The 25,081-nt window shown below is 62.4% G+C and carries 23 protein-coding genes; 20 read left to right on the top strand and 3 right to left on the bottom strand.

Annotated elements, in window-relative coordinates; all coding sequences use genetic code 11:
* The first annotated feature begins 14 nt into the window (after positions 1 to 14).
* The 6 genes from IDH44_RS12830 (at position 15) to odhB (ending at position 6,781) form a co-directional block, all read left to right on the top strand.
* A complete protein-coding gene (locus IDH44_RS12830; protein ID WP_190918207.1) occupies positions 15 to 383 on the top strand; it encodes an ArsR/SmtB family transcription factor in 369 nt (122 codons plus the stop codon).
* Positions 380 to 940 carry a hypothetical protein gene (locus IDH44_RS12835; protein WP_190918209.1) on the top strand — a complete coding sequence of 187 codons (561 nt, stop codon included), beginning with the start codon at positions 380 to 382 and terminating at the stop codon, positions 938 to 940. Before IDH44_RS12830 ends, IDH44_RS12835 begins: the two co-directional genes overlap by 4 nt.
* Before the next feature lie 191 nt (positions 941 to 1,131).
* On the top strand, positions 1,132 to 1,629 hold the full coding sequence (locus IDH44_RS12840) for a hypothetical protein (protein WP_190918211.1): 498 nt from the start codon (positions 1,132 to 1,134) through the stop codon (positions 1,627 to 1,629).
* A 74-nt stretch (positions 1,630 to 1,703) separates the two neighbouring features.
* On the top strand, positions 1,704 to 2,462 hold the full coding sequence (gene hisA, locus IDH44_RS12845) for a phosphoribosylformimino-5-aminoimidazole carboxamide ribotide isomerase (protein ID WP_190918213.1): 759 nt from the start codon (positions 1,704 to 1,706) through the stop codon (positions 2,460 to 2,462).
* A 157-nt stretch (positions 2,463 to 2,619) separates the two neighbouring features.
* A complete protein-coding gene (locus IDH44_RS12850) occupies positions 2,620 to 5,475 on the top strand; it encodes a 2-oxoglutarate dehydrogenase E1 component (RefSeq protein WP_190918215.1) in 2,856 nt (951 codons plus the stop codon).
* A gap of 31 nt (positions 5,476 to 5,506) precedes the next feature.
* Positions 5,507 to 6,781 (top strand): 2-oxoglutarate dehydrogenase complex dihydrolipoyllysine-residue succinyltransferase, encoded by a 1,275-nt coding sequence (gene odhB, locus IDH44_RS12855; protein WP_190918217.1) that lies wholly within the window; start codon positions 5,507 to 5,509, stop codon positions 6,779 to 6,781.
* Positions 6,782 to 6,944: 163 nt separating this feature from the next.
* Here odhB and IDH44_RS12860 read toward each other — a convergent pair whose 3' ends face one another.
* Both IDH44_RS12860 and IDH44_RS12865 read right to left on the bottom strand, forming a co-directional pair.
* Positions 6,945 to 7,112 carry a hypothetical protein gene (locus IDH44_RS12860; protein ID WP_190918219.1) on the bottom strand — a complete coding sequence of 56 codons (168 nt, stop codon included), beginning with the start codon at positions 7,110 to 7,112 and terminating at the stop codon, positions 6,945 to 6,947.
* A gap of 66 nt (positions 7,113 to 7,178) precedes the next feature.
* Positions 7,179 to 7,466 carry a hypothetical protein gene (locus tag IDH44_RS12865; protein WP_190918259.1) on the bottom strand — a complete coding sequence of 96 codons (288 nt, stop codon included), beginning with the start codon at positions 7,464 to 7,466 and terminating at the stop codon, positions 7,179 to 7,181.
* A gap of 147 nt (positions 7,467 to 7,613) precedes the next feature.
* Here IDH44_RS12865 and IDH44_RS12870 point away from each other — a divergent pair, with 147 nt between their 5' ends.
* Entirely contained in the window at positions 7,614 to 8,288 is a 675-nt protein-coding gene (locus IDH44_RS12870) for an SOS response-associated peptidase (protein WP_190918221.1), read from the top strand.
* A 135-nt stretch (positions 8,289 to 8,423) separates the two neighbouring features.
* Entirely contained in the window at positions 8,424 to 10,574 is a 2,151-nt protein-coding gene (locus tag IDH44_RS12875) for a DNA topoisomerase III (protein ID WP_190918222.1), read from the top strand.
* 112 nt (positions 10,575 to 10,686) lie between these two features.
* On the opposite strand, the gene IDH44_RS12880 is transcribed toward IDH44_RS12875, so the two are convergent.
* On the bottom strand, positions 10,687 to 11,313 hold the full coding sequence (locus tag IDH44_RS12880) for a TraX family protein (protein WP_190918224.1): 627 nt from the start codon (positions 11,311 to 11,313) through the stop codon (positions 10,687 to 10,689).
* A gap of 76 nt (positions 11,314 to 11,389) precedes the next feature.
* Between IDH44_RS12880 and IDH44_RS12885 the strand changes: the two genes are divergently transcribed.
* The 12 genes from IDH44_RS12885 to IDH44_RS12935 form a co-directional block, all read left to right on the top strand.
* Positions 11,390 to 11,857 carry an ATP-binding protein gene (locus IDH44_RS12885; RefSeq protein ID WP_190918225.1) on the top strand — a complete coding sequence of 156 codons (468 nt, stop codon included), beginning with the start codon at positions 11,390 to 11,392 and terminating at the stop codon, positions 11,855 to 11,857.
* Positions 11,841 to 12,176, top strand: coding sequence for an STAS domain-containing protein (locus IDH44_RS12890; RefSeq protein ID WP_190918227.1), 336 nt, complete (start codon positions 11,841 to 11,843; stop codon positions 12,174 to 12,176). The genes IDH44_RS12885 and IDH44_RS12890 overlap by 17 nt, the downstream gene beginning before the upstream one ends.
* A 28-nt stretch (positions 12,177 to 12,204) precedes the next feature.
* A complete protein-coding gene (locus tag IDH44_RS12895) occupies positions 12,205 to 13,569 on the top strand; it encodes a PP2C family protein-serine/threonine phosphatase (RefSeq protein ID WP_190918228.1) in 1,365 nt (454 codons plus the stop codon).
* The gene (locus IDH44_RS12900; RefSeq protein WP_190918230.1) at positions 13,566 to 15,767 is read left to right on the top strand and encodes an AAA family ATPase; all 2,202 of its coding nucleotides are present in this window, start codon (positions 13,566 to 13,568) and stop codon (positions 15,765 to 15,767) included. Before IDH44_RS12895 ends, IDH44_RS12900 begins: the two co-directional genes overlap by 4 nt.
* A gap of 105 nt (positions 15,768 to 15,872) precedes the next feature.
* Complete coding sequence (locus tag IDH44_RS12905) at positions 15,873 to 16,505, top strand: DUF4255 domain-containing protein (protein ID WP_190918231.1); 633 nt, start codon at positions 15,873 to 15,875, stop codon at positions 16,503 to 16,505.
* Between the two features lie 14 nt (positions 16,506 to 16,519).
* Entirely contained in the window at positions 16,520 to 17,317 is a 798-nt protein-coding gene (locus tag IDH44_RS12910; RefSeq protein ID WP_190918232.1) for a hypothetical protein, read from the top strand.
* Between the two features lie 149 nt (positions 17,318 to 17,466).
* Positions 17,467 to 19,209: a phage tail sheath subtilisin-like domain-containing protein gene (locus tag IDH44_RS12915; protein WP_190918233.1), complete on the top strand. Its 1,743-nt coding sequence runs from the start codon at positions 17,467 to 17,469 to the stop codon at positions 19,207 to 19,209.
* Between the two features lie 65 nt (positions 19,210 to 19,274).
* Positions 19,275 to 19,709 carry a phage tail protein gene (locus tag IDH44_RS12920; protein ID WP_190918234.1) on the top strand — a complete coding sequence of 145 codons (435 nt, stop codon included), beginning with the start codon at positions 19,275 to 19,277 and terminating at the stop codon, positions 19,707 to 19,709.
* Between the two features lie 108 nt (positions 19,710 to 19,817).
* Positions 19,818 to 20,186: a phage tail assembly protein gene (locus IDH44_RS12925; RefSeq protein WP_190918235.1), complete on the top strand. Its 369-nt coding sequence runs from the start codon at positions 19,818 to 19,820 to the stop codon at positions 20,184 to 20,186.
* Positions 20,150 to 20,389: a DUF6760 family protein gene (locus IDH44_RS27185; RefSeq protein ID WP_397326772.1), complete on the top strand. Its 240-nt coding sequence runs from the start codon at positions 20,150 to 20,152 to the stop codon at positions 20,387 to 20,389. Before IDH44_RS12925 ends, IDH44_RS27185 begins: the two co-directional genes overlap by 37 nt.
* A gap of 5 nt (positions 20,390 to 20,394) precedes the next feature.
* Positions 20,395 to 20,844, top strand: coding sequence for a phage tail protein (locus IDH44_RS12930; protein ID WP_317890176.1), 450 nt, complete (start codon positions 20,395 to 20,397; stop codon positions 20,842 to 20,844).
* Positions 20,845 to 20,884: 40 nt separating this feature from the next.
* A partial coding sequence (locus IDH44_RS12935) for a hypothetical protein (RefSeq protein WP_190918236.1) occupies positions 20,885 to 25,081 on the top strand: 4,197 nt, incomplete at its 3' end.

Below are 25,081 nucleotides of genomic sequence, written 5' to 3' on the forward strand. Positions count from 1 at the left end.
GGGAGGAACAGCATGTGAGAACCCTTGTTCATCCGGAGCGCGATCAGCTGCAATTGACCACGATCCTCGCCGCCCTGAGCGACCCGATCCGGCTGAGGCTTATCCGCGAGCTTGCGCTTGCGGGCGAGATGCCCTGCGGAGAATTTGCGAGTCCGGTCGCCAAATCAACAATGAGTCACCATGTGCGGACCTTGCGCGAAGCCGGCGTGCTGCGCGTGCGCCTGCAAGGGACGCAGCGCCGGTTATCGCTGCGCTCGGAGGATTTGGACGCCCGTTTTCCAGGCTTGTTGAGCGCGGTGCTGCAGGCGGACGCTTCCGTCGAAGACAGTGCGCGCTCCATCGAGCCGGAGCCCCGCGAGGGCGAAGAAGGAGGGATGGCATGAAGCGTCGAACACCGCGCGACCTGGTTGTTCCGATCTGGGTCAGTCTTGTGCTGTGCGGCTTGCTCCTGCTGGCCGGCTGCGCCAACGACAGACCGGCTGGCCTTACCGAGCGCGACAAGGAGCAAATCAGCGAAGTGGCCGCGGCCTACTACAATGCGCTTGTCGACGAGCAGTACATGACGGCATTTGGCACGCTCTCGGAGAGCCAGGATTTTATTGACGTCGATGCGCGGGTCACGGTGCTGCACGAGTTGCGCGATGCGCTTGGCTACCGGATCTCCTGGAGCGGACCGATTAAGGCCGGCGACGTTTCGTATCACGAAGAAATGGGCATGCCGTTTATGTATACCGTACTGTCGCTGCAATACGGCGCCGTTTCGGGAGACATCAATGAAGTGCTTTTTTTCAAGCGCGACGAGCTCGACGGCGGCGCTTGGAAGATCGCGCATATCGAGAGTCTGGACCGCTATATCCCATACCGCGCGGCTGATTACACCCTTAATCGCATTCCCGATTTTCTCATGCCGCAGCAGGGCGAGTCGGATAGCAATTCGTAATAGATAGTGGATGATGTGAGGACCCAAACCTCTACAAAGCATAGGGCCGCGCCGGCATATGACGGCGCGGTCTTTCAGCCGTTTCGCCTTGAAATTATAGAAAGCATACGATCTCGCATAGCATGCTTGAACAAGCTTGGATGAACCGCTACAATGAAGGGATATTCTGTAATGCAAGGAGCGAATCAGCCATGCATGCAAGCGAATTTGGAAGATTGGCGGTCCGCCTGCTGGCCATTTACTTTGTGGTTGAAGGCTTGGCCACCGTCGGCAACACAATCGGCAATATTTACGCAAGCCAACAACTCATGCCCGGCGCAGATGGCATCGTTCGTGTGATTTTACCTTTGGCCGCCGGCGCTTTGATTCAATTGCTGGCCGGCATAACGCTCTGGCTCGGCGCCGATCGGCTGGCCCGTCGGTTCGGCAGCGTCGGCGCGTCGGCGGCAGCCTCCGGCGAGAGATGGCGTATTGAAAGCTTCGTCATTGCCGCGGCCGGTCTTGTGATCCTTATTTTGGCAGGTACATCGCTGGTGCAAGCCTTGCTTTCGCTGGTCTGGCGCATGGAGGACGTTAATGTGTCGGCGAGCGCGCACGGGCCTCATCTGATCGCCGAGGCGCTCCGCATGCTGCTCGGCGCATGGTTGATTCGCATGGCGCCGCGTCTCGCCGCACGGCTTGGAAATTGATCCTGAAACGGCGGCGCAACTGTGTTATAATGAGGACAATTTGGATTACAGCGCTTGACCGAAGGAGAATGCCTTTGAAATTCAGACCGTGCATCGATATTCATCAGGGTAAAGTAAAGCAAATCGTCGGTGAAACGCTAGGTGCCGCAAACGGCGCAGTCGTCGAAAATTTCGTATCGAAGCAATCGCCCGCCTACTATGCCGAGCTGTTCCGCAGGGACGGCCTGAGCGGCGGACATGTCATCATGCTCGGTCCGGGCAACGAGGCCGCCGCACTCGAAGCGCTGTGCGCCTATCCGGGCGGCCTGCAGCTCGGCGGCGGGATACGCGCAGACAACGCGGCGCGTTATCTCGAGGCCGGCGCCTCCCATGTGATTGTCACCTCGTATCTGTTCGAGGGCGGCGATCTGAACATGGCCAATTTGCTGCGTCTAGTCGAGGCCGTCGGCCGGGAGCGGCTGGTTATCGATTTGAGCTGTCGCGAGCAGGAAGGCGCGTGGCATGTCATGACGGACGGATGGAAGACGTTTACGCCGTTTCGGGTTGACGCCGCATCCGTTCGCGAGCTGGAGCAGTATTGCAGCGAATTTCTCGTCCATGCCGTCGATGTGGAGGGCAAGCGCTCGGGCATGCAGGAGCGGCTCGTCGCCAATCTGGCCGAGTGGACGTCCATTCCATGCACCTATGCCGGAGGGGCGCGCTCGCTCGACGATCTGGAGCGCTTCCGCACCCTCGGCGGCGGCCGCCTGGACATTACGATCGGCAGCGCGCTGGATCTGTTCGGCGGCGACTTGCCGTATCACGAGGTAGTGGAGCGCTGCGCAGGTTCATAATTTCGACACATTTTCCGGTCAATTGTCGCTTCGCACTGGAGTGCGGGCGCATTTATCTTTATAATGGAAGAGGTAAGCGTTGGTACGGATGCTTATCGGGTATGCCCGCCGATGGGCGAAGGGGTTACATTTCTAAGCGAGGTGGAGAAAAACCGCAATGATTACCATCAATAGCGGCAGCCAGCGGCAAGATCCCTGGCAAGCCTACTACGGTCCCAACCTGGGGTACGTGCAAGAGCAATACGAGCGTTTTTTAAAGGATCCTTCCTCGGTTGAACCGGGCTTTCGCGAGCTGTTCGGCCGTCACGGCGCGCCGCCCGCGCGCAGCCGCGATGTCTCGGCGCCCCAAGAAGCCGGGGCCGTTCAAGCGCAGCAAGGAACTGACTATAACTGGATGCAGAAGGTGGTCGCCGCGCACAAGCTGCTCGAAAACGTGAGGGTCTACGGCCATCTGGCCGCCACGATCGATCCGCTCGGACTCGGACTAACCTCGGACACGCGTCTGCTGGAGCCGCAGACGTTCCAATTGACCGAGGAAGACTTGTCGTCGATTCCGGCGCACCTGATCTGGCCTGACGCGCACGAGGACGTCGCCAACGGCTTGCAGGCCTACCGCCGTCTGCGTCAGATCTACACCGAATCGGCCGCATACGAATTTGCGCACGTGCACGAGCAGGAAGAGCGCGAGTGGCTCAACGCACGCCTTGAAAAAAGCAAGCCGGAGCAGCTCGACACCGACGAAAAAACGACGCTGCTCAATCGCCTGATTCAAACCGAGCAGTTCGAGCACTTTTTGCATCGCACATTTACAGGACAAAAGCGCTTCTCCGTCGAAGGTCTGGAAGTGCTTATTCCCATGCTCGACGAGCTGGTGATGCGCTTCTCCGAGGACGGAGCGGAGCGGATCCTGATGGGGATGGCGCATCGCGGCCGTCTCAACGTGCTCGCGCATATTCTCGGCAAGCCGTACAGCAAGATTTTCTCGGAGTTCCATCATGCGCCGAATAAAGACTTGATGCCGTCGGAAGGCTCGATGGGCATCAATTTCGGATGGACCGGCGACGTCAAGTACCATCTGGGCGGACACCGTTCGTTCAAGGCTGGTGAGACAGTCACGACGCGCCTTACGCTCGCCAACAATCCGAGCCACCTGGAGTTCGTCAATCCGATCGTCGAGGGCTTCACGCGCGCCGCTCAGGAGGACCGGACCAAGGCCGGCTATCCCGAGCAGAACGTCGCCGAGGCTGCGACCGTGCTGGTGCACGGCGATGCCGCCTTCCCCGGCGAAGGCATCGTCGCGGAGACGCTGAACTTCAACCAGTTGCCGGGCTATCGCAACGGCGGAACGGTGCACATTATCGCGAACAATCGGCTCGGCTTCACGACGGAGAGCCATGACTCGCGCTCCACGCACTACGCGAGCGATCTGGCGAAAGGCTACGAGATCCCGATCGTCCATGTCAACGCCGACGATCCGGAGACGTGTCTGGCCGTGGTGCGGCTGGCCTGCGAATACCGGACCAAGTTCAAAAAAGACTTCCTGATCGACTTGATCGGGTACCGCCGCTACGGACACAACGAAATGGACGATCCGGAGGCGACGCAGCCGCTCATGTACGGCAAGGTGCACAGCCATCCGTCCGTCACCGTGCTCTACGGCCGCAGACTGACCGAGACCCGCGTCGTGGACGAAGCCAAGATCGGCAGCTTCAAGGACCACATCATCCGGACGATGGAGTCGGCATACGAGCAAGTCAAGCAAAACGGTCACGGCGAAGTCGATTCCGTGCAGGATGCGCGCGACGAGAAGCCCGGTTCCACAGAAGGGACTGCGGTCCGGCTGGAGACGCTCAAGGAAATCAACGGCAACCTGCTGAAGTGGCCGGACGGCTTCAAGGTATATCCGAAACTGCGCCGCATCCTGGAGCGCCGCAAAAACGCGCTGGAGGACGGACAGAAGGTCGACTGGGCGCTCGCCGAGACGCTGGCGTTCGCCACGATCCTGGACGACGGCACGCCGATCCGGCTGAGCGGTCAGGACTCCGAGCGCGGCACCTTCGCGCATCGTCACATCGTGCTGCATGATTACGAGAACGGCTCGACCTATTCGCCGCTTCACCAGCTGCCGTCCGCGAAGGCGTCGTTCGCCGTGCACAACAGTCCGCTCTCTGAGGCGTCGGTGCTCGGCTTCGAATACGGCTACAACGTGTTCGCGCCGGAGACGCTCGTGCTGTGGGAGGCGCAATACGGCGACTTCACCAATGCGGCGCAGGTCATCATCGACCAGTTCATCTCCGCGGGACGCGAGAAATGGTCGCAGCACAGCGGTCTGGTCATGCTGCTGCCGCATGGTTACGAGGGCCAGGGGCCCGAGCATTCGAGCGCGCGCCTGGAGCGTTATCTGACCGGCGCCGCGGAGAATAACTGGACGGTCGCCAACCTGACGAGCGCGGCCCAGTACTTCCATCTGCTGCGCCGCCAGGCGGCGATGCTGCAGACCAAGGACGTCCGCCCGCTCATCCTGATGGCGCCCAAGAGCCTGATTCGCAATCCGCGCGTCGCATCGCCGGCCTCGGCCTTTGCCGAAGGCGGGTTCCAGGAGGTGCTTGAGGAGCAGTCGCCGCGCGGCGACGCCAAGGGCGTGACGCGTCTGCTGCTGTGCACCGGCAAGGTCGCCGTCGATCTGCAGGAAGCGATCGACAATGCCGAGTCCGGCGACCTTTCGTGGGTGCGGGTCGTCCGCGTCGAGCAGCTCTATCCGTTCCCCAAGGAACGTCTGAGCGAGATCTGCAAAGCGCATCCCGGCGTCAAGGAGCTGGTATGGGTCCAAGAGGAACCCGAGAACATGGGCGCCTGGCGGTACGCCGAGCCGCGTCTGCGGGCGATCGCGCCGAAGCGCGCGTCCGTCTCGTATATCGGACGTCCCGAGCGCTCCAGCACGGCCAGCGGCTATCAGTATGTGCATGCTTATGAGCAGCAGCGCATTCTCTCGCAAGCATTAAAGCAGTCCTAATCAACCCGATCTAACCGAAGGAGGCAGCGCTGTGAGCGACATTACAATTCCCGATCTGGGCGAATCAATTACAGAAGGCACGATATCGAAATGGGTGAAGGCGGCCGGAGATACCGTGAAACGCGGCGATCTGCTCTTGGAGCTGGAGACCGATAAAGTCAATCTCGAGGTCAGCGCCGAGGACGACGGCGTACTGGGCGAAATCCTGAAGCAAGAGGGCGATACCGTCGCACCCGGCGAGGTCGTCGGCACGATCGGAGCCGGGGGCGGCTCCGCTCCGGCCAAGGCCGAGGAGCCGGCTCAAGAACCTTCGCAGCCGGCATCGCAATCCCAAGAAGAGCAGCCTGCCAAATCTGAGCAGTCCGCCAAGACCGAGCAACCGGGTCAAGCCGACAAAGCCGCCGAGTCCGGCAGCGTAACGGCCACCCCGGCAGCGCGCCGGTTGGCACGCGAGCAAGGCATCGACCTGAGCAGCGTCGGCGCGCGCGATCCGCTCGGTCGCATCCGCTCGGACGATGTGCGCCAATCGAAGCAAGCGCCGGCTGCAGCCGGACAAGCTCCTGCCCCGTCTCAACCGGCCGCCGCTGCGTCCGCACCGGAAGGCAAGGAGGTCGAGCGCCGCAAAATGTCGCGCCGTCGCCAGACGATCGCCAAACGGCTCGTCGAGGCCCAGCACACGGCGGCCATGCTGACGACGTTCAACGAAGTGGATATGACGGCGATCATGGAGCTGCGCAAGCGCCGCAAGGACGCCTTCAAGGAAAAGCACGAAGTCAATCTCGGCTTCATGTCCTTCTTTACCAAGGCGGTCGTCGGCGCGCTCAAGGCGTTCCCGCTGCTCAATGCCGAAATTGACGGCGACGAGCTGCTCGTCAAAAAATACTACGATATCGGCATCGCGGTTTCGGCGAAGGAAGGGCTCGTGGTCCCGGTCGTGCGTGATGCGGATCGACTCAGCTTCGCCGGCATCGAGAAGCAGATTCTCGATCTGGCAGGCAAGGCTCGCAACAACACGCTGGCGCTTTCGGATCTGCAAGGCGGTACGTTCACGATTACCAATGGCGGCGTGTTCGGCTCGCTGCTCTCGACCCCGATCCTGAACAGCCCGCAGGTCGGCATCCTCGGCATGCACTCGATTCAGCGCCGCCCGGTCGCAACGAGCGAGGACGGCATGGAGAATCGCCCGATGATGTATATCGCGCTGTCCTACGATCACCGGATTGTCGACGGCAGCGAAGCGGTGCGCTTCCTCGTAACGATCAAAAATCTGCTCGAAGATCCGGAGTCGTTGCTACTGGAAGGCTAAAACCTTATTGCATCGAATAGGAAAAACGGACCGATTCCAGTCGGTCCGTTTTTCTTAAATATATAAAATTTATAAGATAGTCTCGGAACGAAACGAGTTGCGCCATAAAAGACGGCTTGCTCGTTTCGCCTTGTCCGTCCATATACGCGAGAATCCTGTGTCGTTAAGGCAAGCGATTGCGTAACTCCTCCACTTCTTCGGGCGTGAAGCCGGTGGCTGCTGCGATTAGGGTGCTGTCAATTTCCAGATCAATCATACGTTTGGCGATTTCCCGCTTGCCCTCAAGCTTGCCCTCCCGCTTAATATCATCCAGTACTTTTTCGAAGCCCATGATCGCTGCATCTCCTTTCGCATTCTGAATAAACGCTTGCACTTGAAATTGAGCAAAATATACGTTTTACATGTATACGAAGCTGCTCAATTTCGCGGAACGAAACTGGCCGCGCTGCCGAAGAACGGCGCGAACCGTTTCGCCTTGGGACTCATGTTCAGGTAATTTCTGAAGAAGGATGTTGGCCATCCATGCTATAAATTGTTGCAGGTGATCGTGATGGCTTTCACCCATCCTTTGTGAACAAAGGAGCGGAGCAGCTTGCTCCACAAAGATCTTTTTGCTTGAAAGCAGGAAGCGGTACGATGTGTCGTGACGCTGGTGGATCGATTCCCGGTGTTCGTCGGATGGCAAATCGATTTCTCTCCCTTCGAAAACTCCTTTCCATTATATCGCGTATGCCTAATGAGGACAATGAAAGGCAGGACGAGAATACAAAAGCCATGCATAGTTTGGCCGGGATTGCGGATAATGTAGGAAAACAAAAGGTGGTTTCCTACAATGTGCCAGCGTTATTCTTTAATAGCCGAGTCCAGCGAACTGCAGCGTCGCTTTCGCATGCTTAATTTGCCCGATGCGCCCAAAGCGCGCTACAATATTTCTCCGACCCAGGATGTTCCGATTGTGATTGGCGGGCCGGAGGAGCGGCGCATCGTGGAGGCTCGTTGGGGGCTGTTCCCGTTCTGGGCCAAGGACTCCGTCAACGCGGACTACGATTCGGTGAGCGGCAAGCCCGTTTTTGAACGGCTTGTCAAGCGCCAGCGCTGTCTGGTGCCTTGCAGCGGGTTTTACGGCTGGAAAACGGAGGGAAAATCGAGCCGGGCGGTACGCTTCGTGCTTCCGAACCAAGGGGTTTTTGCCCTTGCGGGCTTGTACGAGGAGCGCTACGATCAGCACCGCCGCCTGCACCGGACCTGTACGATCATGACGACGATGGCCAATCGGCTCGTCGCCGGCTACGATACCCGGATGCCGGTCATCATGGACGAGACCGAGCGCGAGAGCTGGCTCGATCCGCGCATGACGGACAAGCGCATGCTGGCCAATCACATGTACGCTTATCCCGCATCCTTGATGCATGCATATGCAATTACCCCGCTGGCTCGCGACGAAGCGTTGGAGACGCCCGAGGTCATTCGGGAGCTCGCTCCGGACCTGGTGTTGATCAAAAAATAACGCCGTTCGGGCTTCGAGCGGTTCTATCGAAACGGTGCGTTCCCTGAAAAGGGAGACGCGCCGTTTCTTTTTTTGACAAGCAGGGCCGCTTGCTTGATAATCGAAGAGACAAGCGACAATTGGGAGAGGTGAAGGATGAAAGCGCTGGTACTGGCGGAAAAACCGAGCGTGGCGAAGGAACTCGCCCGCGTGCTCGGATGCGGACAAAAGCAGAAGCATCATTACGAAGGCAAGCAATATGTCGTGACCTGGGCGCTCGGTCACCTGGTGACGCTGGCCGAGCCCGAGGATTACGATCCCAAATACAAGACGTGGAATCTCGACGATCTGCCGATCGCGCCGGAGCGGATGCGCTTGAAGGTCATGAAGGAGACGTCGCATCAATTCCGCGGCATTGCACAGCTGTGCAAACGTGACGATCTCGGCGAATTGATCGTCGCCACCGACGCCGGTCGCGAGGGCGAGCTGGTGGCGCGCTGGATCATGGAGCTGGTCAAATGGCGCAAGCCGTTCCGCCGGCTCTGGATCTCCTCGCAGACCGATCAGGCGATCCGGGAAGGCTTCCAAAGACTGAAGCCCGGCAAGGACTACGACGGCTTGTACGCCTCTGCGGTCTGTCGGGCGGAGGCCGACTGGCTGATCGGGCTCAACATGACGCGCGCCCTGACGAGCAAGTACAACGCGCAGCTCGCGGCCGGCCGCGTGCAGACGCCGACGCTGGGCATGATGATGGCGCGCGAGGCCGCAATCGCCGAATTCCAGTCGGAGCCGTATTGGACGGTACACGCCGATTTCGGCGAATTCCAGGCGCTCTGGCGCGCGCGCGACGAGCACGACGGGCGGCTGCGCGACCGCGAGGAGGCGCGGCGGCTGGAAGCCCGCATCGCGGGTCGAGCGGCTCGGGTCGTCCGGCTGAAGACGACCGAAAAGTCCGAGCCACAGCCGCAAGCTTATGATTTGACGGAGCTGCAGCGCGACGCCAACAAGCGGCTCGGCTACTCCGCCAAGCAGACCTCGAGCGTGCTGCAGCGGCTCTACGAGCAGCACAAGCTGGTGACTTATCCGCGTACGGATTCGCGCTACTTGACCTCGGACATGGTGCCGACGCTAAAGGGAAGGCTGGAGAGCGTCGCCGTCGGGCCGTACGCTCAGCTCGCCGCCCGTCTGCTCCGGCGTCCGCTGCAGACCGGGCGCCGGATCGTCGACGACAGCAAGGTGACCGATCATCATGCGATCATCCCGACCGAGCAGTACGTCAATCTGTCGGCGCTGACGCCCGAGGAGCGGCGCCTCTACGACCTCATCGTCAGGCGCTTCATCGCGCTCTTCTACCCGGTGTGCCGCTACGACGAGACGAGCGTCGTGCTGGAGGCGGGGAGCGATCGCTTCTATGCGCGCGGTACGGTGCTGCGGGATGCAGGCTGGAAGGAGGTGTACGGCAGCTCGGCGCCGGCGGACGACGAAGGCGACGAGGAGGACGCGTCGCCGCAGCGGGAGGACCAGCGGCAGCAGCTGCCCGCGCTGACGCAGGGCCAGGCGCTGCCCGTCAAGCGCGCCAGACTGCGCGAGCTCCGTACGCAGCCGCCGCCGCGCTACACCGAAGCCGCCCTGCTGACGCTGATGGAGAAGCATCATCTGGGCACGCCTGCGACGCGCGCGGACATCATCGAGAAGCTGCTCGCCACGACGACGATCGAGCGCGTGCGGAGCAGGCTCGTCCCGACGGCCAAGGGCAAGCAGCTGTATGAGCTCGTCGTAGACCAGCTGCGCAGCGCGGAGCTGACGGCGGATTGGGAGCGGGAGCTGGAACGGATATCGCGGGGTCAAGGAGACGCCGGACGCTTCATGGCGGCCATCCGGCGTCAGACTGGCGAATGGGTCGGCGAGGTGAAGCGGGAGACGAAGGATTACAAGCCGCATAATCTGACGAGCTCGCGCTGTCCGGAGTGCGGCAAGCCGATGATGGAGGTGAGCAGCAAGCGCGGCAAAACGCTCGTCTGCTCCGACCGCGAATGCGGATTTCGCAAGTCGGCGGAGCCGCGCCTCTCCAACCGCCGATGCCCGCAATGCCGCAAGAAAATGGAGATTCGCGACGGCAAGGCGGGCAAATACGCGCAGTGCCGCCCGTGCAACTTCGTGGAAAAGCTGGATGGCGAGGCCAAGGGCGGCGGAAAGGCCATGCGCCGGCAGCAGCAACAACTGGTCGAGCAGTTCAGCGACAACGTTGCGCTGACCGCCTCGCTGGGGGATGCGCTCAAGGCCGCTATGCAAAAAAAAGACGATTAATGACGCACCTGCGCTGAGACGGGCAAGCGCGGCCGGGCGACGGTTGGGCGAAAAAGCGCCTGCCGTCGCCGCCCGCCGCCCGTCAAGGCCAGCTCAGCGGCCAGACGTCCGGCTAATGCGCGATCATGAGCCATGCCGCGAGGAGCGCCAGGTGGCCCGGATAAAAGCTGCGCCACACCCACCGCGGCGGCCGCAGACGGTCGGCGGCGCGGTACAGCTGCGGCGTATAGACGAGCGTCAGCGTCGTCGCCAGACTGAACATTTGAATGACCCAGCCCTTGTCCCAGACCGCGAGCAGATTGAGCGCGAGATGCAGCGCGACCTGCAGGTGCGAGCGGCTGTAACGGTAGATCAGCACCAGCGCGAGTCCGTAATAGCCGTAGTCGAAATTAAGGGCCTCCAGCAGCACGGCAGCCGTCAGGGCGGCGGCTACGCCGGCCACGGAGCCGCGCACCCGGTCGAACGCCAGCAGCACGAGCAGGCTGAGCAGCAGCGCGCCTACGACATTGATTCCGCTTGCGTCAAGCACGAGCATATAGGGGATTTGCGCCAGCAGCGCGATGACGGCCAGACGCAGCAGGTAGCGGCGCATATTGGACGTGTGATAGTAGCCGAGCACCAGCGCGAAGGCATAGAGGGGGAACGAGATGCGCCCGATGATGCGCCACGTCTGCTCGCCGGGAAAAAAGACGATGCCGAGGTGATCGATCAGCATGGTCAGCATGGCGATGATTTGCATGGTCGGTGCTCCTTCCTTTGCAGGATGTCCTGCGTCTTTGTTTACATCATATCACGAATGGGTCAGGAGGCGTTCAATGGCCGGATACGAACAGCGCGGACCGCATGCGCTCAAGCTGCGGTTGATGAATCGAATGGAGGAGCTGGAAAAGCTTCACGAGGCGCTTGGCCGCTTCGGCGGGGCCTGCGGGTTTACCGAGGATCAGGTGTTTCGCGTGTCGCTGGCGTGCGAGGAGATCGTGATGAACATCATTACGTACGGCTATCCGGAGGGCGGGGAGCACGAGATCGTGCTGACCGCGGAATCGCTGCCGGGCGAAGTGCGACTGACCGTACGGGACGACGGCCGAGCCTTCAATCCGCTCGAGGTGCAGACGCCCGATACGACGCTCAAGCTGGACGAGCGGCCGGTCGGCGGACTGGGCATTCATTTCGTGCGGCGCCTGATGGACGAGATTCGCTATTCACGCGAGGAGGGCATCAATATTCTTCAGTTGACGATGAGGCACGAGGAGGAGGGAATGCGGAATGAACATACACCGTGAACGGCATGGCGGGGCGTTGCTGCTGCGGCCCGAAGGCCGCATGGACGGCGTCCGCTCGGCGGAGGTCGAGCGTGCGCTTGCGGAAGTGGCCGATGCCGGCTACTCGGGAATTGTCTTTGATATGAGCGCGATTGGCTATGTCAGCAGCGCGGGTCTGCGCGTCATTCTGATGGCAGTCAAGCAAGCGAAGAGCAAGCAGCAGCGCATTCTTTTTGCGGGGCCGAGCCCGCAGGTGAGGGAAGTGCTCGAGATGTCGGGCTTCCTCAGCCTCCTGGAGGTGCGCGATAGCGCCGCGGCGGCGATGGAGGAGCTGCAATGAATCGAGCGCCGCATCCGGGAGCGGCGCGATGAGCGTGAGCGCATGGGGGGCCTGCGTGCTGGCGGTCGGACTCCTGCTCGCGCTGACGGCCTATGCCCGGGCAGCACGCAAGCTGCGGCGCACCGAGCTGCTGTTCGAGGTCAGCCTGCAGCTCGGTTCTACGCTTGACGGCCGCGAGCTGCAACGGCAGATCATGGACACGGCGGCGCGCGTGACCGATGCCGAGGCCTCGTCGATTCTGCTTGTGGATCGGCAGACGCAGGAGCTGTATTTTGAGCTCGCGCTCGGCGAGCGCGGCGACGAGATACGGGAGATCCGGCTGAGCCCTGGCGAGGGAATCGCGGGCAGGGTAGCGGAGAGCGGACAGCCTGTGATCCTCAATGATCCGGCGGCCGATCCGCGCTGGTCCTCGCGCGTAGCCTCAAAAACAGGGGTGCAGACGCGCAATCTGCTCTGTGTCCCGATCTATAGCCAAAACCGGGTGATTGGCGTGCTCCAGGTGCTGAACAAGCGCGGCAGCCATCCTTTCTCGGCAGCGGATCAGGCTCTGCTCGCCCACGTTGCCGCTCCGATTGCGGTTGCGCTGGAGAACGCGCGTTTGTTCGATGCGCTGGAACAGACGACAATGGCAAAAAATACGCTGGAGAACGAATTGCGCTTCGCAGGCGAAATTCAGCTCAGCTTTTTGCCGAAGCAGCCGATCCCCCAAACGGGCGGCTGCGCGGCGGCTGCGCTGCTGTTGCCTGCGCGGCAGGCCGGGGGCGATTTTTACCACTACGAGCTGCTCGGCGACGAGGAGCTGTTCTTCGCCATCGGGGACGTCTCCGACAAAGGCGTGCCGGCGGCGCTGTTCATGGCGGCCGCCGTCACGCTGATTAAAGGCACGATGCGCCCCGGCATGACGCCGTCCGAGCTGCTGACGCACGTCAACGCCTTATTGTGCCGCGACGAACCGACACAGTTCGCCACGGTGCTCTGCGGGGTGCTGCGATTTTCGGACGGGCGATTGCTGCTCAGCGACGGCGGACACTGCGCGCCGCTGCTGCTCGATGCCTCCGGCAAGGCAAGACGGCTGGAGACGGTCAAGCGTCTTCCGCTCGGCGCCTGGCCGGACACGGCCTACGCTGATGTCGAGCTGACGATGCATCCGGGCGAGCAACTCGTGCTGTATACGGACGGCATCGTCGAGGCGGAGGATCGGGAGCAGCATCAGTATGCGATGGCGCGCCTGGAGGCCTATCTGGAGGCGCATGCGAGCGAATCGCCGGAGGAGCTGGCGTCCGGTCTCGTGCGCGACGTGTCCAGATATGCCGGCGGTTGGCCGCAATCCGACGACATCGCGGTGCTGTGCATCCGCAACAACCAACGAACGAGCAAGGAGGGGGCGTCATGACAAGGCCCGACTATGAATTCAGCGGTCAATACTGGGCGGACGAGCTCAAGCGGCTTGAGCTGGCGGTGCAATACTTGCTGCAGTACAAGCAATTGAACGGCGAGCATCCGTTCGATCCGATGCGCGGCCTCATGGTCACCGAGGAGGAGGTCGTGAGGCTACTCGGACACTCGGACGGTGTGCAGGACGAATTGCCGGAGGAGCTGCAGCGGCTGGCCCACATCATCGGTCAGTGGGGTCTGTATATCGGCGACCGGCTCGAGGCGACGGCGCGCGCAGGGGCTCGGCTGCCCTTGGATGTGCTCGCGGAGCGATTCGCACTCGGCGAGACCGAGCGGCTCTGCGTGATCGTCTCGCTCGCGGTCGAGCTTGACCGCAAATTCGAAAAGCTCTACGGCTATCTGAACGACGACGTCACGAGCAAATCGCCGACGCTCGGGCTGAGCGCACAGCTCGTCTCGGTGCTCGAAGGCGGCTCGGCGGAGCTGCCGGAAGCGCAGGTGCGGGCGGCGCTGGCGGCAGATGGCAGCTTGATTCGAGACCTGCTGGAGGAGGCTGAGGACGGCGGCCGCGGTGCGCATTTGCTGACCCGTCCGCTGCGCCTTGACGAGCGCATCGTGCGTTTTTTGCTGCACGACGAGTCTGCCGATCCGATGCTGGATGGCGTGACGCACCTGTACGAGCCCGGCGAGACACCTCCTGCGCTGCTCGTCGGACAAGAGACGCTGCAGCGGCTGCAGCGTCTGCTCGATACGTCGGACGCCCCTTCGGCTGTCGGGATCGGTGCGGACAAGGGGTTGTTTGTTTTGCTACACGGGCCGAAAGGAAGCGGAAAAAAACTGCTGCTGCGACATTTGTGCGGGGATTTGGAGCTGCCTTTGCTCGTCGTGGAGGGCGGCTCGCTCGGCGCCGAGCGGCGTCAAGTCCGCAGCCTGCTGCGCCGCATCGTGCGTGAGGCGACGCTGACCGGCGCGGTGCTGGCCATCGATTATGGTGCGGAGTGGGAGCAGCTGCAGGAGGAATCGCCGTGGCTGCTAGCCGAGTGGAGACGCGCGCTCAACGGCTTTGAGGGCCTGGTCTGCTGGCTGTCGCAGCAGACCAAGCGCCTCACGGCGCTGCCTGCGGTGGGCGGGCGCGTCTTCGCTTGCGAGGCGCACATTCCTTCGGCTCAAGAGCGCGAACGGCTCTGGTCGCACGAAGCGGCTGCGCGGGGCTGGACGCATCCCCTGCCTTGGCGCGCTTTGGCCGAGCTTTACCGCTTCACCCCCGGTCAGATCATCGCTGCCTCGGCTCAGGCCGAGGAGCAGGCGCGCTGGGAAGGCGCGACGCAGATCGAGGAAGCGCATCTGCGGGCGGGCGCGCTGGCACAGATGGATCATCGCCTTGAACGCAAGGCGAGGCGTTTGTTTCCGCGCCACACCTTCGAAGATTTGATTCTCCCTTCCGAGCAAAAGGACTTGCTCAGACAAGCCTACTATCAAGCCAAATTTCGCGCCAAAGTATACGGCGATTGGGGCTTCGACCGCAGGCTTTCGTACGGCAAAGGGCTGAGCATGCTGTTTGCCGGGCCGCCCGGCACCGGCAAGACGATGGCCGCCGAAGTGGTGGCGGGCGCACTCGAGCTGGAGGTCTACAAAATCGACCTGTCGCAAATGATCAGCAAATACATCGGCGAGACCGAAAAAAACCTGCACGAGCTCTACGAGGAAGCCGGCAAGTCCAACGCCATTTTATTTTTCGACGAATCCGACGCGCTTTTCGGCAAGCGATCCGAGGTCAAGGACGCCCATGACAAATACGCCAACGTCGAAACCGCCTACTTGCTTCAGAAAATGGAGGAATACGAGGGGATCTCGATTTTGGCGACCAATTTTCAGCAAAATATCGACGAGGCGTTTATGCGGCGCATCAATTTGGTCGTCAAATTTCCGTTTCCGGACGCCGAACATCGGGAGCAGCTGTGGCGCACGATGGTTCCCCCGGAAGCGCCGCTTGGCGAGGACGTGGACTTCGGCTATTTGGCGGACAAGCTGGAAATGGCGGGCGGCGGCATCAAAAACATCGTAGTGACCGCGGCTTTCCTCGCTGCAGCCGAGGATCAGCCGATCGGAATGCGTCATTTCGTAGCCGGAGCCAAGCAAGAATTAAAAAAAACAGGAAAAATTCTCGTAAACGACCAATGGGGAGGATACGATTAGGAGCAAAGTCCTGAAAAGGCCGAGATTTGCCGCAAAACCGTTTTAAAATAGAAAAAATAGGATAGTCATCATGTCCTTTTGCCGCTATAATAAAAGTGTTGAAAAATGTTGAAGGATGCGAGGTTTCAGGCATCTGCAGCCAAGGAGGGGACATTCATCGCTGGTTATACGGTCATCGCAGACGTCGGGTCCACGCTGATCAAGCTGCTGCGCGACCAGATGACGCCGGAGCCGGTCGCTCAGCCCGAGCTGATCGGAATGGCTTCTCCCGCCGACAAGGGCGATCTGTCGTTGTCGCTTTATTTATTCAACATTAAGGAGAACGGGGAGTCCAGACGTACGCAGATGCAGCCGCTGGGGACGGGTGAGCTGCAGTACCCGCCGCTCGCCATCAATTTGCATTATCTGCTGACGGCGCACTCCGCCGCGGACATGCAGTCCCGGACGCTGGACGAGCATCGCATGCTAGGGCGCGCGCTGCAGCTGCTGCACGACCATGCCGTGATCCGCGGACCGCTGCTGCAAGGCGGCCTGGCCGAATCTGGCGAGGAGATCCAGATCGCGGTGGAGAGCATTGCGTCGGACACGCTTACCGGGTTCTGGAATTTCGGCGACGCGCCCTACAAGATGTCTCTCGTACTCCGCGTCGGACCGGTGTTCCTCGACTCTACCCGGACACGCAAGGCGAGTCGCGTCATTGAGCGCGAAATCCGTCTGCAGGACAAAGACGACAACTAGGAGGAGCACGCCAGATGCGCATTGCCACCACACGCTGCTCGCTTGTCTTGCGTCTGATCGACGCCGTGACCGGAGAGCCTCCGGGGCGGCGCGCGCCGGTTCGCGTTGCCGTACAAGATCTACATACCAGACGGCCGATTGCCAAGCCCGGCGGTTGGCTGGCTTTTACCGACTTGCCCAGCGGACAAGTACGCTTGCAGGTAGAATCCGCAGCTTTTTTGGAGCGCGTGATCACAGTCGATATCGAACGACTCGACCCGCTGCATCCGATTTTTACGCTGGTGCTGTATCCGCGGCCTGATGCCGCGCTTCCCGCCGGTACGACGGCGCTGCGCTCGCGTCTTGTCGATGCGGACGGCGCGCCGATTGTGGGCGCCGAGGTGCGCGGCTGCCTGATTGAGGAGCGGGCGGTGCGCGCGCGATTGGTCCAGGCGGCACCCGCCGGCGCCGCGGCGATCGATGTGACGGCCATTCGGGGCAAGCTCTGCCCGGGCGACCGTTATCGCATCCGTGCGCGTAGCGACGGGGCGGCGCAGGACGTCATCGTGGACGAGTCGTATCCCGGCGGCGTCTTCCTTCGCGGACCGCTGAGCAGCCCGTGCGAGCGGGGAAGCATGCTGCTTCCGATCGCCTGTGCGATCACCGGACCGGACGGCCGCTTCCTACTGCCGCTGCGTCAGCCGTTGCCGGCGCTTGTGACGCTGGACCTCGAGGCCGGGGCCTCGAATCCGCTCGGACGATTCGAGCTGACGGAGGGCCGGATATCCGGACCCGACGCGCTTGTCTGGCCGGGCTCACCTGACATAAGTTGATTGATATCGCGGATTGCGGCTCGACCGGCGCGAGTATCAGTTTCCTTAAATAAACAAGTTTTAGGGAGGAGGAACTGGTTTTAGGTTTATACCCAGAATCGGCATCCGGCAAACACATCACCAGGGTATAAATTGCGAAACCGGGGAACATGGCAGAATATTTATCGCCTGGCGTGTACGTAGAGGAATTTGACAGCGGCGCCCAGCCGCTTGAGGGGGCCAGCACCAGCACGGCCGGCTTTATGGGTCTGGCTCAACGCGGGGCGGTAGAAGGCGTGCCGCTCTTGGTCACCAGCATGGCCGAATTCCTGCGCGAATTTGGCGCTCACCTTTCGGAAAATGCATTTGGCTCGTATCGTTTTCTGGCCTATGCCGTCGAGCAATTTTTTACGAATGGCGGGTCGCGCTGTTATGTCATGCGGGTCGCGCCTTCGGATGCCAAGCCGGCGGTTAATACGTCCGAGGAATCCAAGGTACTGGCGATCTCGGCCAAAAATCCCGGCACATGGGGCAATCAGGTGCGGCTGGCGATTGCGCCGGCCAGCAAAGCGAAGACGCAAATTTACGAAGTGCTCGGCGCACCGGGTGAAAGCAAACGTTATCGCGTGAAAAATTCGGCCGGCTTCAACCCGGGCGACATCGTGGCGTTCTCGGACGATAACGGCAAGCAATACAACAAAATCATTTCTTCCCAAGATAACATCATCGAGCTGGCCGAGCCGCTCGAAGGCAAGGAAGAGGTCGTCGACACGCAGCTGCTGCCGGCCAAGGTGCTCACGACCAGCGAATTCACGCTGCATGTGTTCAACGGTGACGAGAGCGAGACGTTCGAGAAGCTGTCCCTCAACGTGTCGGCGCCGAATCATGTCGACAAAATTTTGGCGCGTTCCAACATTGTGACGGTCCAGGATGTGACGGTCGGTTCGGACAACGGCATTGTCGCACCGTTCGAAGTCATCACCGGAGCGGACGAGGAAGCCGGCAAGTACGATATCGTCCTGACGGACGGCAGCGACGGCTCGATCGGCAGTTTATCGGCCGGTGATTTTATCGGCGAGGATCGCGGACCGGGCAGACGGACGGGCATTCATTCGTTCATTGACAATGACGTGGTCAGCATCATGGCGATTCCCGGCGTGACCGATCCGAACGTCCAGCTGGCGCTGGTGGCCCATTGCGAGAATTTGGGCAGCCGCTTCGCCATTCTCGACATTCCGCGCGACAAAACAAAGGTGGCCGACGTGCTGACGCATCGCGACATCTTCGATTCGAGCTACTGCGCGATGTACAATCCCTGGCTGTCGGTGTTCGATCCGGTGGACAAGCGCAACATTTTCGTGCCTCCTTCGGGTACGGTGGCCGGTGTGTATTCCCGCTCCGATCAGACCCGCGGCGTCCAAAAAGCGCCGGCCAACGAAGTGCTGCGCGGCGTGGTCGGACTGGACGTGCAGTACAACAAGGGCGAGCAAGATATCCTGAACCCTGCCGGCGTCAACCTGATCCGTCATTTCAGCGGCCAGGGCACGCGCGTGTGGGGCGCCAGGACCTGCTCCTCCAACGGACTCTGGAAATATATCAACGTACGCCGCCTGTTCATCTTCCTGGAGGAATCGATTAAAAACGGGACCAACTGGGTCGTATTCGAGCCGAATACGGAGCAGCTGTGGGCGCGCGTGCAGCGCACCATCGACGCCTTCCTCACTCGCGTATGGCGGGACGGCGCGTTGGCCGGCTCGAGCAGCTCGGAGGCCTATTATATCAATATCGGTCCGCAGACGATGACGCAGGACGATATCGACAACGGCCGGCTGATCTGCGTGATCGGCGTCGCGCCTGTCAAACCGGCGGAATTCGTCGTCTTTCGCATCACGCAAAAAACCGGCTCCGAGTAGGCGTCGGCGCAACAGGCAAGCGGCATGTCGCATAAGGCATCAACATTTCTGGAGAGGGGATTGTCATGACAGGCGAGCGCAATGATCCGTACCGCAATTTTAGATACCGGGTGGAGGTAGAAGGCATCGAGCAAGCCGGCTTCAATGAAGTGTCCGGCTTCGATGCGTCGTTGGACGTCATCGAATATCGCGAAGGCAACGATGTCACTACGCCGCGCAAGCTGCCCGGACTGGCCAAATACAGCAACATTACGTTGAAATGGGGCGCCACCGACTCGATGGACCTGTATGAGTGGGTGCAGGAGTGCATCAACGGCACCATCGAGCGCAAAACGGTGACCATCATCGCCATCGACGAAGAGGGCAACGATGTCGCGACCTGGCAGGTCATCGAAGCGTGGCCATCCAAATATTCGGCGCCGAGCTTCAACGGCATGGGCTCCGAGGTCGCCGTCGAATTTTTGGAGCTGGCGCACGAAGGCATGTTGAGAACGGCGTAATCGCATACTGGCCTGAGCTGGAGACAAGGGACAGACGTGCGCGTCGGGCGCACGCTTCTCTTGTTTTCCGTTTACGGCGGGTTGCCCGAATGAAAGGAGTTTTGGAGGATGGCATTTCAAACGGAGTACGAATTCGAGCTGCCGCGCGGCTATGTCGACGACAGCGGCACGCTGCACAAGCGCGGCGTGATGCGTCTGGCCACCGCCGCAGACGAGATTTTGCCGATGCGGGATCAGCGCGTGCAGCAGAATCCGAGCTATTTGAGCATCATTTTGCTAACCCGCGTCGTGACCAAGCTGGGCGATTTGAAGCACATCGATACGCGAATCGTGGAAAAGCTGTTTACTGCGGATCTGGCGTTTTTGCAAAACTTTTACCATCAAATCAATGAAGCCGAGCTGCCGCGCGTGCAAACGATGTGCCCCAAGTGCGAGCATGAATTCGAGGTGGCCGTCGATTTTTTGTCCGGAACGTAAAGCCGCCGACCCGCTACCCCGAAGAGAGGCTGTACGAGGAAATCGGTTTTATCGCGTATTATTTTCACTGGTCGCATGACGAAATAATGAACATGGAGCATCGGGAACGGCGCAAATGGTGCGAAGAAATCTCCCGGATCAATCGCAAGCTCAGCGAAGATACGGAGAAGCCCAACGTTTTTGATGTGTTTACGAAGAGGTGAGGACCGTGGCAGGCACGGGCATGCGCTCGGATGCCGTGAGCGGCAGCTTCCGATTCTGGGTGGAGCTGGACGGCATGCTGGTCGGCGGCTTTACGGAGGTCAGCGGCTTGTCGTCGGAAACGGAGCTGGAGGAATATCGGGAAGGCGGCGTAAACGGATACGTCCATCGTTTTCCCAAATCGACATCCTTCGGCACGATCGCGCTGAAGCGCGGATTGTCCGGCTCAAGCGAGCTGTGGGACTGGTACCAGCAGGTCGCCAGCGGCACCGTCGTTCGCAAAAGCGGCTCGATTATTTTGCAGCATTACGACGGCGACGAGCTTTGCAGATGGAATTTTTTTGAAGCTTACCCGACCAAATGGATCGGCCCCGAGCTGAACGCCGCGCAGAGCGACATTGCCGTCGAATCGATTGAACTTGTACATAACGGAATCAAAACGATCTTCAAAGCATAGCCTCGGCATCGTTCGAACGGGGCGAAGGGAGGCGTGAAGGATGCGTGTCATGCGATTAAGCAGGCCTGATGCGGGACGGACCGCACAGGCCGGACGACGGGCAGCCACGAACGCCGCATTCGCCGGACGAATCCGCGACAAATACCGCAGCGAGCGCAGGCAGGATCGAGGCTATCGCGCGCTTGCCTACCGCAAGGACGCGCCTGGCCAGGCGAACGCAGCCCCTGCGGCGGTTCAGCAGATCGTGTATCAATTGCAGCTCAAGCTGCAGCTATTAACCAATCTGCAGCTGAATCTGCCATCCCAGACATCTCCGGCACAGGCCGGGCCGGCGAGCGCAGAGCGTATCGCGCGCCTGACCACGCTGCAGCGCGAGGTGCGCCAGCTGCGGCTGCAATTGGAGCAATCTCGCGCGCAGGCCGGCCCGGATGCGACGCAGTCATTCGCGAGGCCGTCCGCCTCGCAAATGCTGCCGTCCCTGGCCGGTATGCCGATGCCGACGCTGCGCCATCCGGCCGCGCAGCGCGAGCGCGAAGAGCGCTTGATTCGGTCGGCGCAACGATCGGTCGAGACAGCCGATCGGGCAACCGGACATGCTGCGCAGCCGGACGATGCGCAGCAGAGCCAGAAGTCACCCGGACGCGGCCGCTCGGATACCCGGTCTCATCAGGCTCGAAGCGAGGCAGCAGGTCAAGCGGCGGCGCTCCCTCAGGCTGAAGGCGCCTCGTCGCGCCGACAGGCGCAGGGGCAAAAGTCAGACGGGCAGCAGAGGAGGACGACAGCTGCGGCGAATGCGAATCCGACAGCGGGTGCGGGTAAGACCGGCCCCGCCAATTCGCAGTCGACGGCACAGCCGAATGCGCCGGCTCCTGCACAGGCGCGGCCGACATCGCGGCGGGGCGCTACAGGCCCGGCCGATGCGCGCCCGAAATCGCAATCTGCAGGCGCGTCTCTTGACGCTGCACAGCCGGCAGCGCGCCACGGCAAGGCCTATTCGGCACAGCAGCCGGCGCCGCGCGAACCGTGGATTACCTCTGCGAGCGCGCTCTCCTTGTATGGGCGGCCCACCGCGCGCATCGACGCCGGTCAGGCGTCGACTATCTTAGGCGCTTGGGGGCTTGCGCCGGTACGGCCGCTGCAGCTGCTGCAGCGGCGCAGTACGCTGCTGCTGTCGGCTCTCGGCGAGAAGGGCAGCTTCGGCTGGCTCCCGCCACGGCCCGTAACCCGGTCTGCGCCGGCTCTTGGTCCCGCGACGGCGGCGGACCTCGTGAACGATAAGTCGTCCGTTCGAGCGCCGGGCATTCGCTTGCCGCAAGCCATTGCGCTGAAGCATCCCCGTCTGGCAGAGCGACTGCCGCTCGCATGGCGGCAGATGCCGGATCGGCTATGGGAAACGGGCGGCGTGCAAGCGACGCGCCCGAACACGAAGGCTTCGCCCGGTAGCGCTGACTCGGGCGCTGCTGCGCTGCATCTGGCCGACGAGACGGAAAGCGCGCGTCGCTCCGCTCGCGGCGACATGAACGTGGACAGCGATCAGGCGCTGTCGGTGGGACAGGCCGCGATTGGACGGAGCGCAAGCAGCCGTCCTGGCGCCGCTTCCTCTGCACGCAGCGACGGCGCCGCCCATGACGGCAATCGGCCGTTAGCCGATTCTTACATGGTTGGAGGTGTCCGCTTGCCAGGTAGGCCGATGATGCCTGCCGGAGGGACGCTCTCATCATCGCTGTACGGCAAGGAAGGGCAATCGCGGGCGAATTCCGCTCGGGCCGAACTGGTGCAGCGTGTGGCAATACGCCCGGCGGCGACCCGGACGCCAGTGCGGCCATCGTTTCCTGCAGGCGTTGCCGGTGCATTGGTGCGTGGCAGCAGCTTGCGCTCCCTGCTACAGCGAGCGCAGCGCGCAGCGCCATCTGCTGCGCTCCGTCCTGCGCCAGCCAGCCAGCTCCGGCTTCGTCTGCGCGATGCGTCGGAGCCTGCGCGTGTCGGCCGGCCTCCAGACGGTCTGGCGTCTGAAGGCCGGCCTCTCCCGGCGAGGAGAGCAGCGGACGACGCAGCCGTCCTCTACCGAGCACCAGTATCGTCCCGCGCACTCGTCCCGCGCACCGCAGCGATCCCGATACCTATGCAGCCGCTGCGGACGAGGCATTCGCAGGCTGTGCGCGCCGGAGCGGGTGCGCGCGCTGCGGCGCTCGCCCCGGCCGCTCGGGCCGCTCCACCCGGCCCGGTCGCCGCAGCCGCGCTCGCTATGCCGTCGCCGTCGTCGGCTGGCTCGAGCAGTCGAGCGACTGCAGGCGGTTCCTCGTATCGCCCGATATCGGATAGCGCGCGCTGGCAAGCGAGGCCGTCCAACGGCGTGCAAGTGCAATTGCTGCCTGTGCAGCGGACTGCTCGCACAGGCGCGCCAATCGCGCATCGGGAGGCACCGACGGAGGTGCGATGGCAGGGTGGCGCGCCTGCAGGCGCGCGCGCTGCGGCGATAGCGTCGATTGCCGGAGGGGTATCGCAGAGGATGCTCATCAGCTCTACGCTTCGGCTGCGTCTTGCGCAGGGGGAGGAGCTCCGATCTGACGGCCGAACGGGTACGACACTTGTACCGCGCGCGATGGCGCAAGGCGTTCCTGTCTGGTCGCCCGCGCGCAGAAGGGCGGAGCCGCGTATAGATGCCGGCGCCCGTACTTCTGCGCGCGAGCCGGTGCTATCGATCCAAAAACGCAGCGTCCAATCGCCGGTGTGGCCATTGTCGCCGGGGCCGGCCGGCGTCCGAAGGGCGACGCCGGACAGCCTTGCGCACGCCGACTTGGCCGTGCAGCCGATTCAGTCGGTGGCCGCTCCCGCACGCCTCCAGCCGGTTGCCAGGCTTGGATCGCCTGCAAGCGCGGGCAGCCGCGAGAGACAAGAAGGGACAGCGGGCCTGCGCTCGCCGCCCGCTCGAGCAGGAGCGCCGATGTCGAGTGCGGAAGCGAAGCCGGTACCACGCGAGCTCGCCTTGTCGCGGCCCGCATCCCCCGGGCGCCGCGTCGGTGATGCCAGTCCGGCAACAACAGCCGTACGACGCATGCTGCCGACTGCCTTGACCTCGGCTGCTGCGCGCCCGAGTCTGGTGCAGCGGGCTCGGACCCATGCGGAGCAAGCGCGCTCGCAGCAGCAGGCCCACCACCCGCGACTGGCCGCAGGAGCGTCGCTCGCGCGGCAGCGGCAAGCTCGGCCAATTGCCGGAGCCTCGCCCGGGCAACAGCTGCCAGCTGAAACGATCAGAGGAGCGCGATCCGCGCAGCGGGCGCCGGCTGAATGGAATGAAGGGGCGTCGCCCAGGCTACAAGGCTCGACTGGATCAATCCGAGAAGCGCCGACGTTGCGGCTGGCCGCGCATCCAGCGATGCCGCAATTGCCGGTGCCGCAGTTGCCGGTCCGGCAGGACGCGGCTCCTGTCGCGCAGCCTCCGGCAGCCGCCGGGGCTGCGGCAGCGACTCGGCCTGCGCGAGACGTTCGGCAGCACGCCGATGGGCGGACGATCCGGGCGGCTGCGTTGGCATCGCGATCACCGCGCGCAGTCGAAGCGCAGCCGTGGACGGCGCCGGGTGCGTCCTCGGATCCGGTCAGGCGTCCGGGCACGCTGCTGCCGTCCTTGACCCAGGCGCGATCGCCGCATCGCTCCGGCACGCCGCTCGGTGCGCGCCCCGCTGCCGCAGCAGGTCGGGCCGTACCGACCGGACCCGCCGTCGCCGCAGGGCAGCAGCCGCCGACAGTCGGGATGCCGCGCCGCACGTCTGCAGCCGCAGGACAATCGAGCGTAGAGAGCAAGCCTGCGTTCGCGCAGCGGACGGCTGCCCAGAGAATGCTTGCCCGGCAGCCATCGATGCTTCACAGCACTGCGACTATGAAAGAGACGGCGGGTGCTGCGCGCTTCGGCGCAGGCGGCCATGCAGGCCCGGCTCGCGCACAGGCCGACCGCGTGGCGCCCTCGGTGCAGACCACGCAGGCAGCGACTCCCGCGGCACCGGAGGCCGTCCCCGTCGCTGCAGCAGGGGGGCACCATTCGCTGACGCTACAAGCTCGACGTCGGTCGGAGCGTGCGTCTTTGCATGCCGCACCGGTCCTTCATCGTCAGCTTGCGAGCTTGCCGCGTCCCGTCGAGCGGGGTGAGGCGCCGGGGGGACCGCCTGCACGCCCGGCGCCGACAGTCTCGCTGCAGCACCAACAGCGGCGGGCGGCCCGCGCCCAACCGGCGCCGCCGCCC

It is taken from the genome of Paenibacillus sabuli (genome assembly GCF_014705605.1).
Taxonomy (GTDB): Bacteria; Bacillota; Bacilli; order Paenibacillales; family Paenibacillaceae; genus Paenibacillus_D; species Paenibacillus_D sabuli.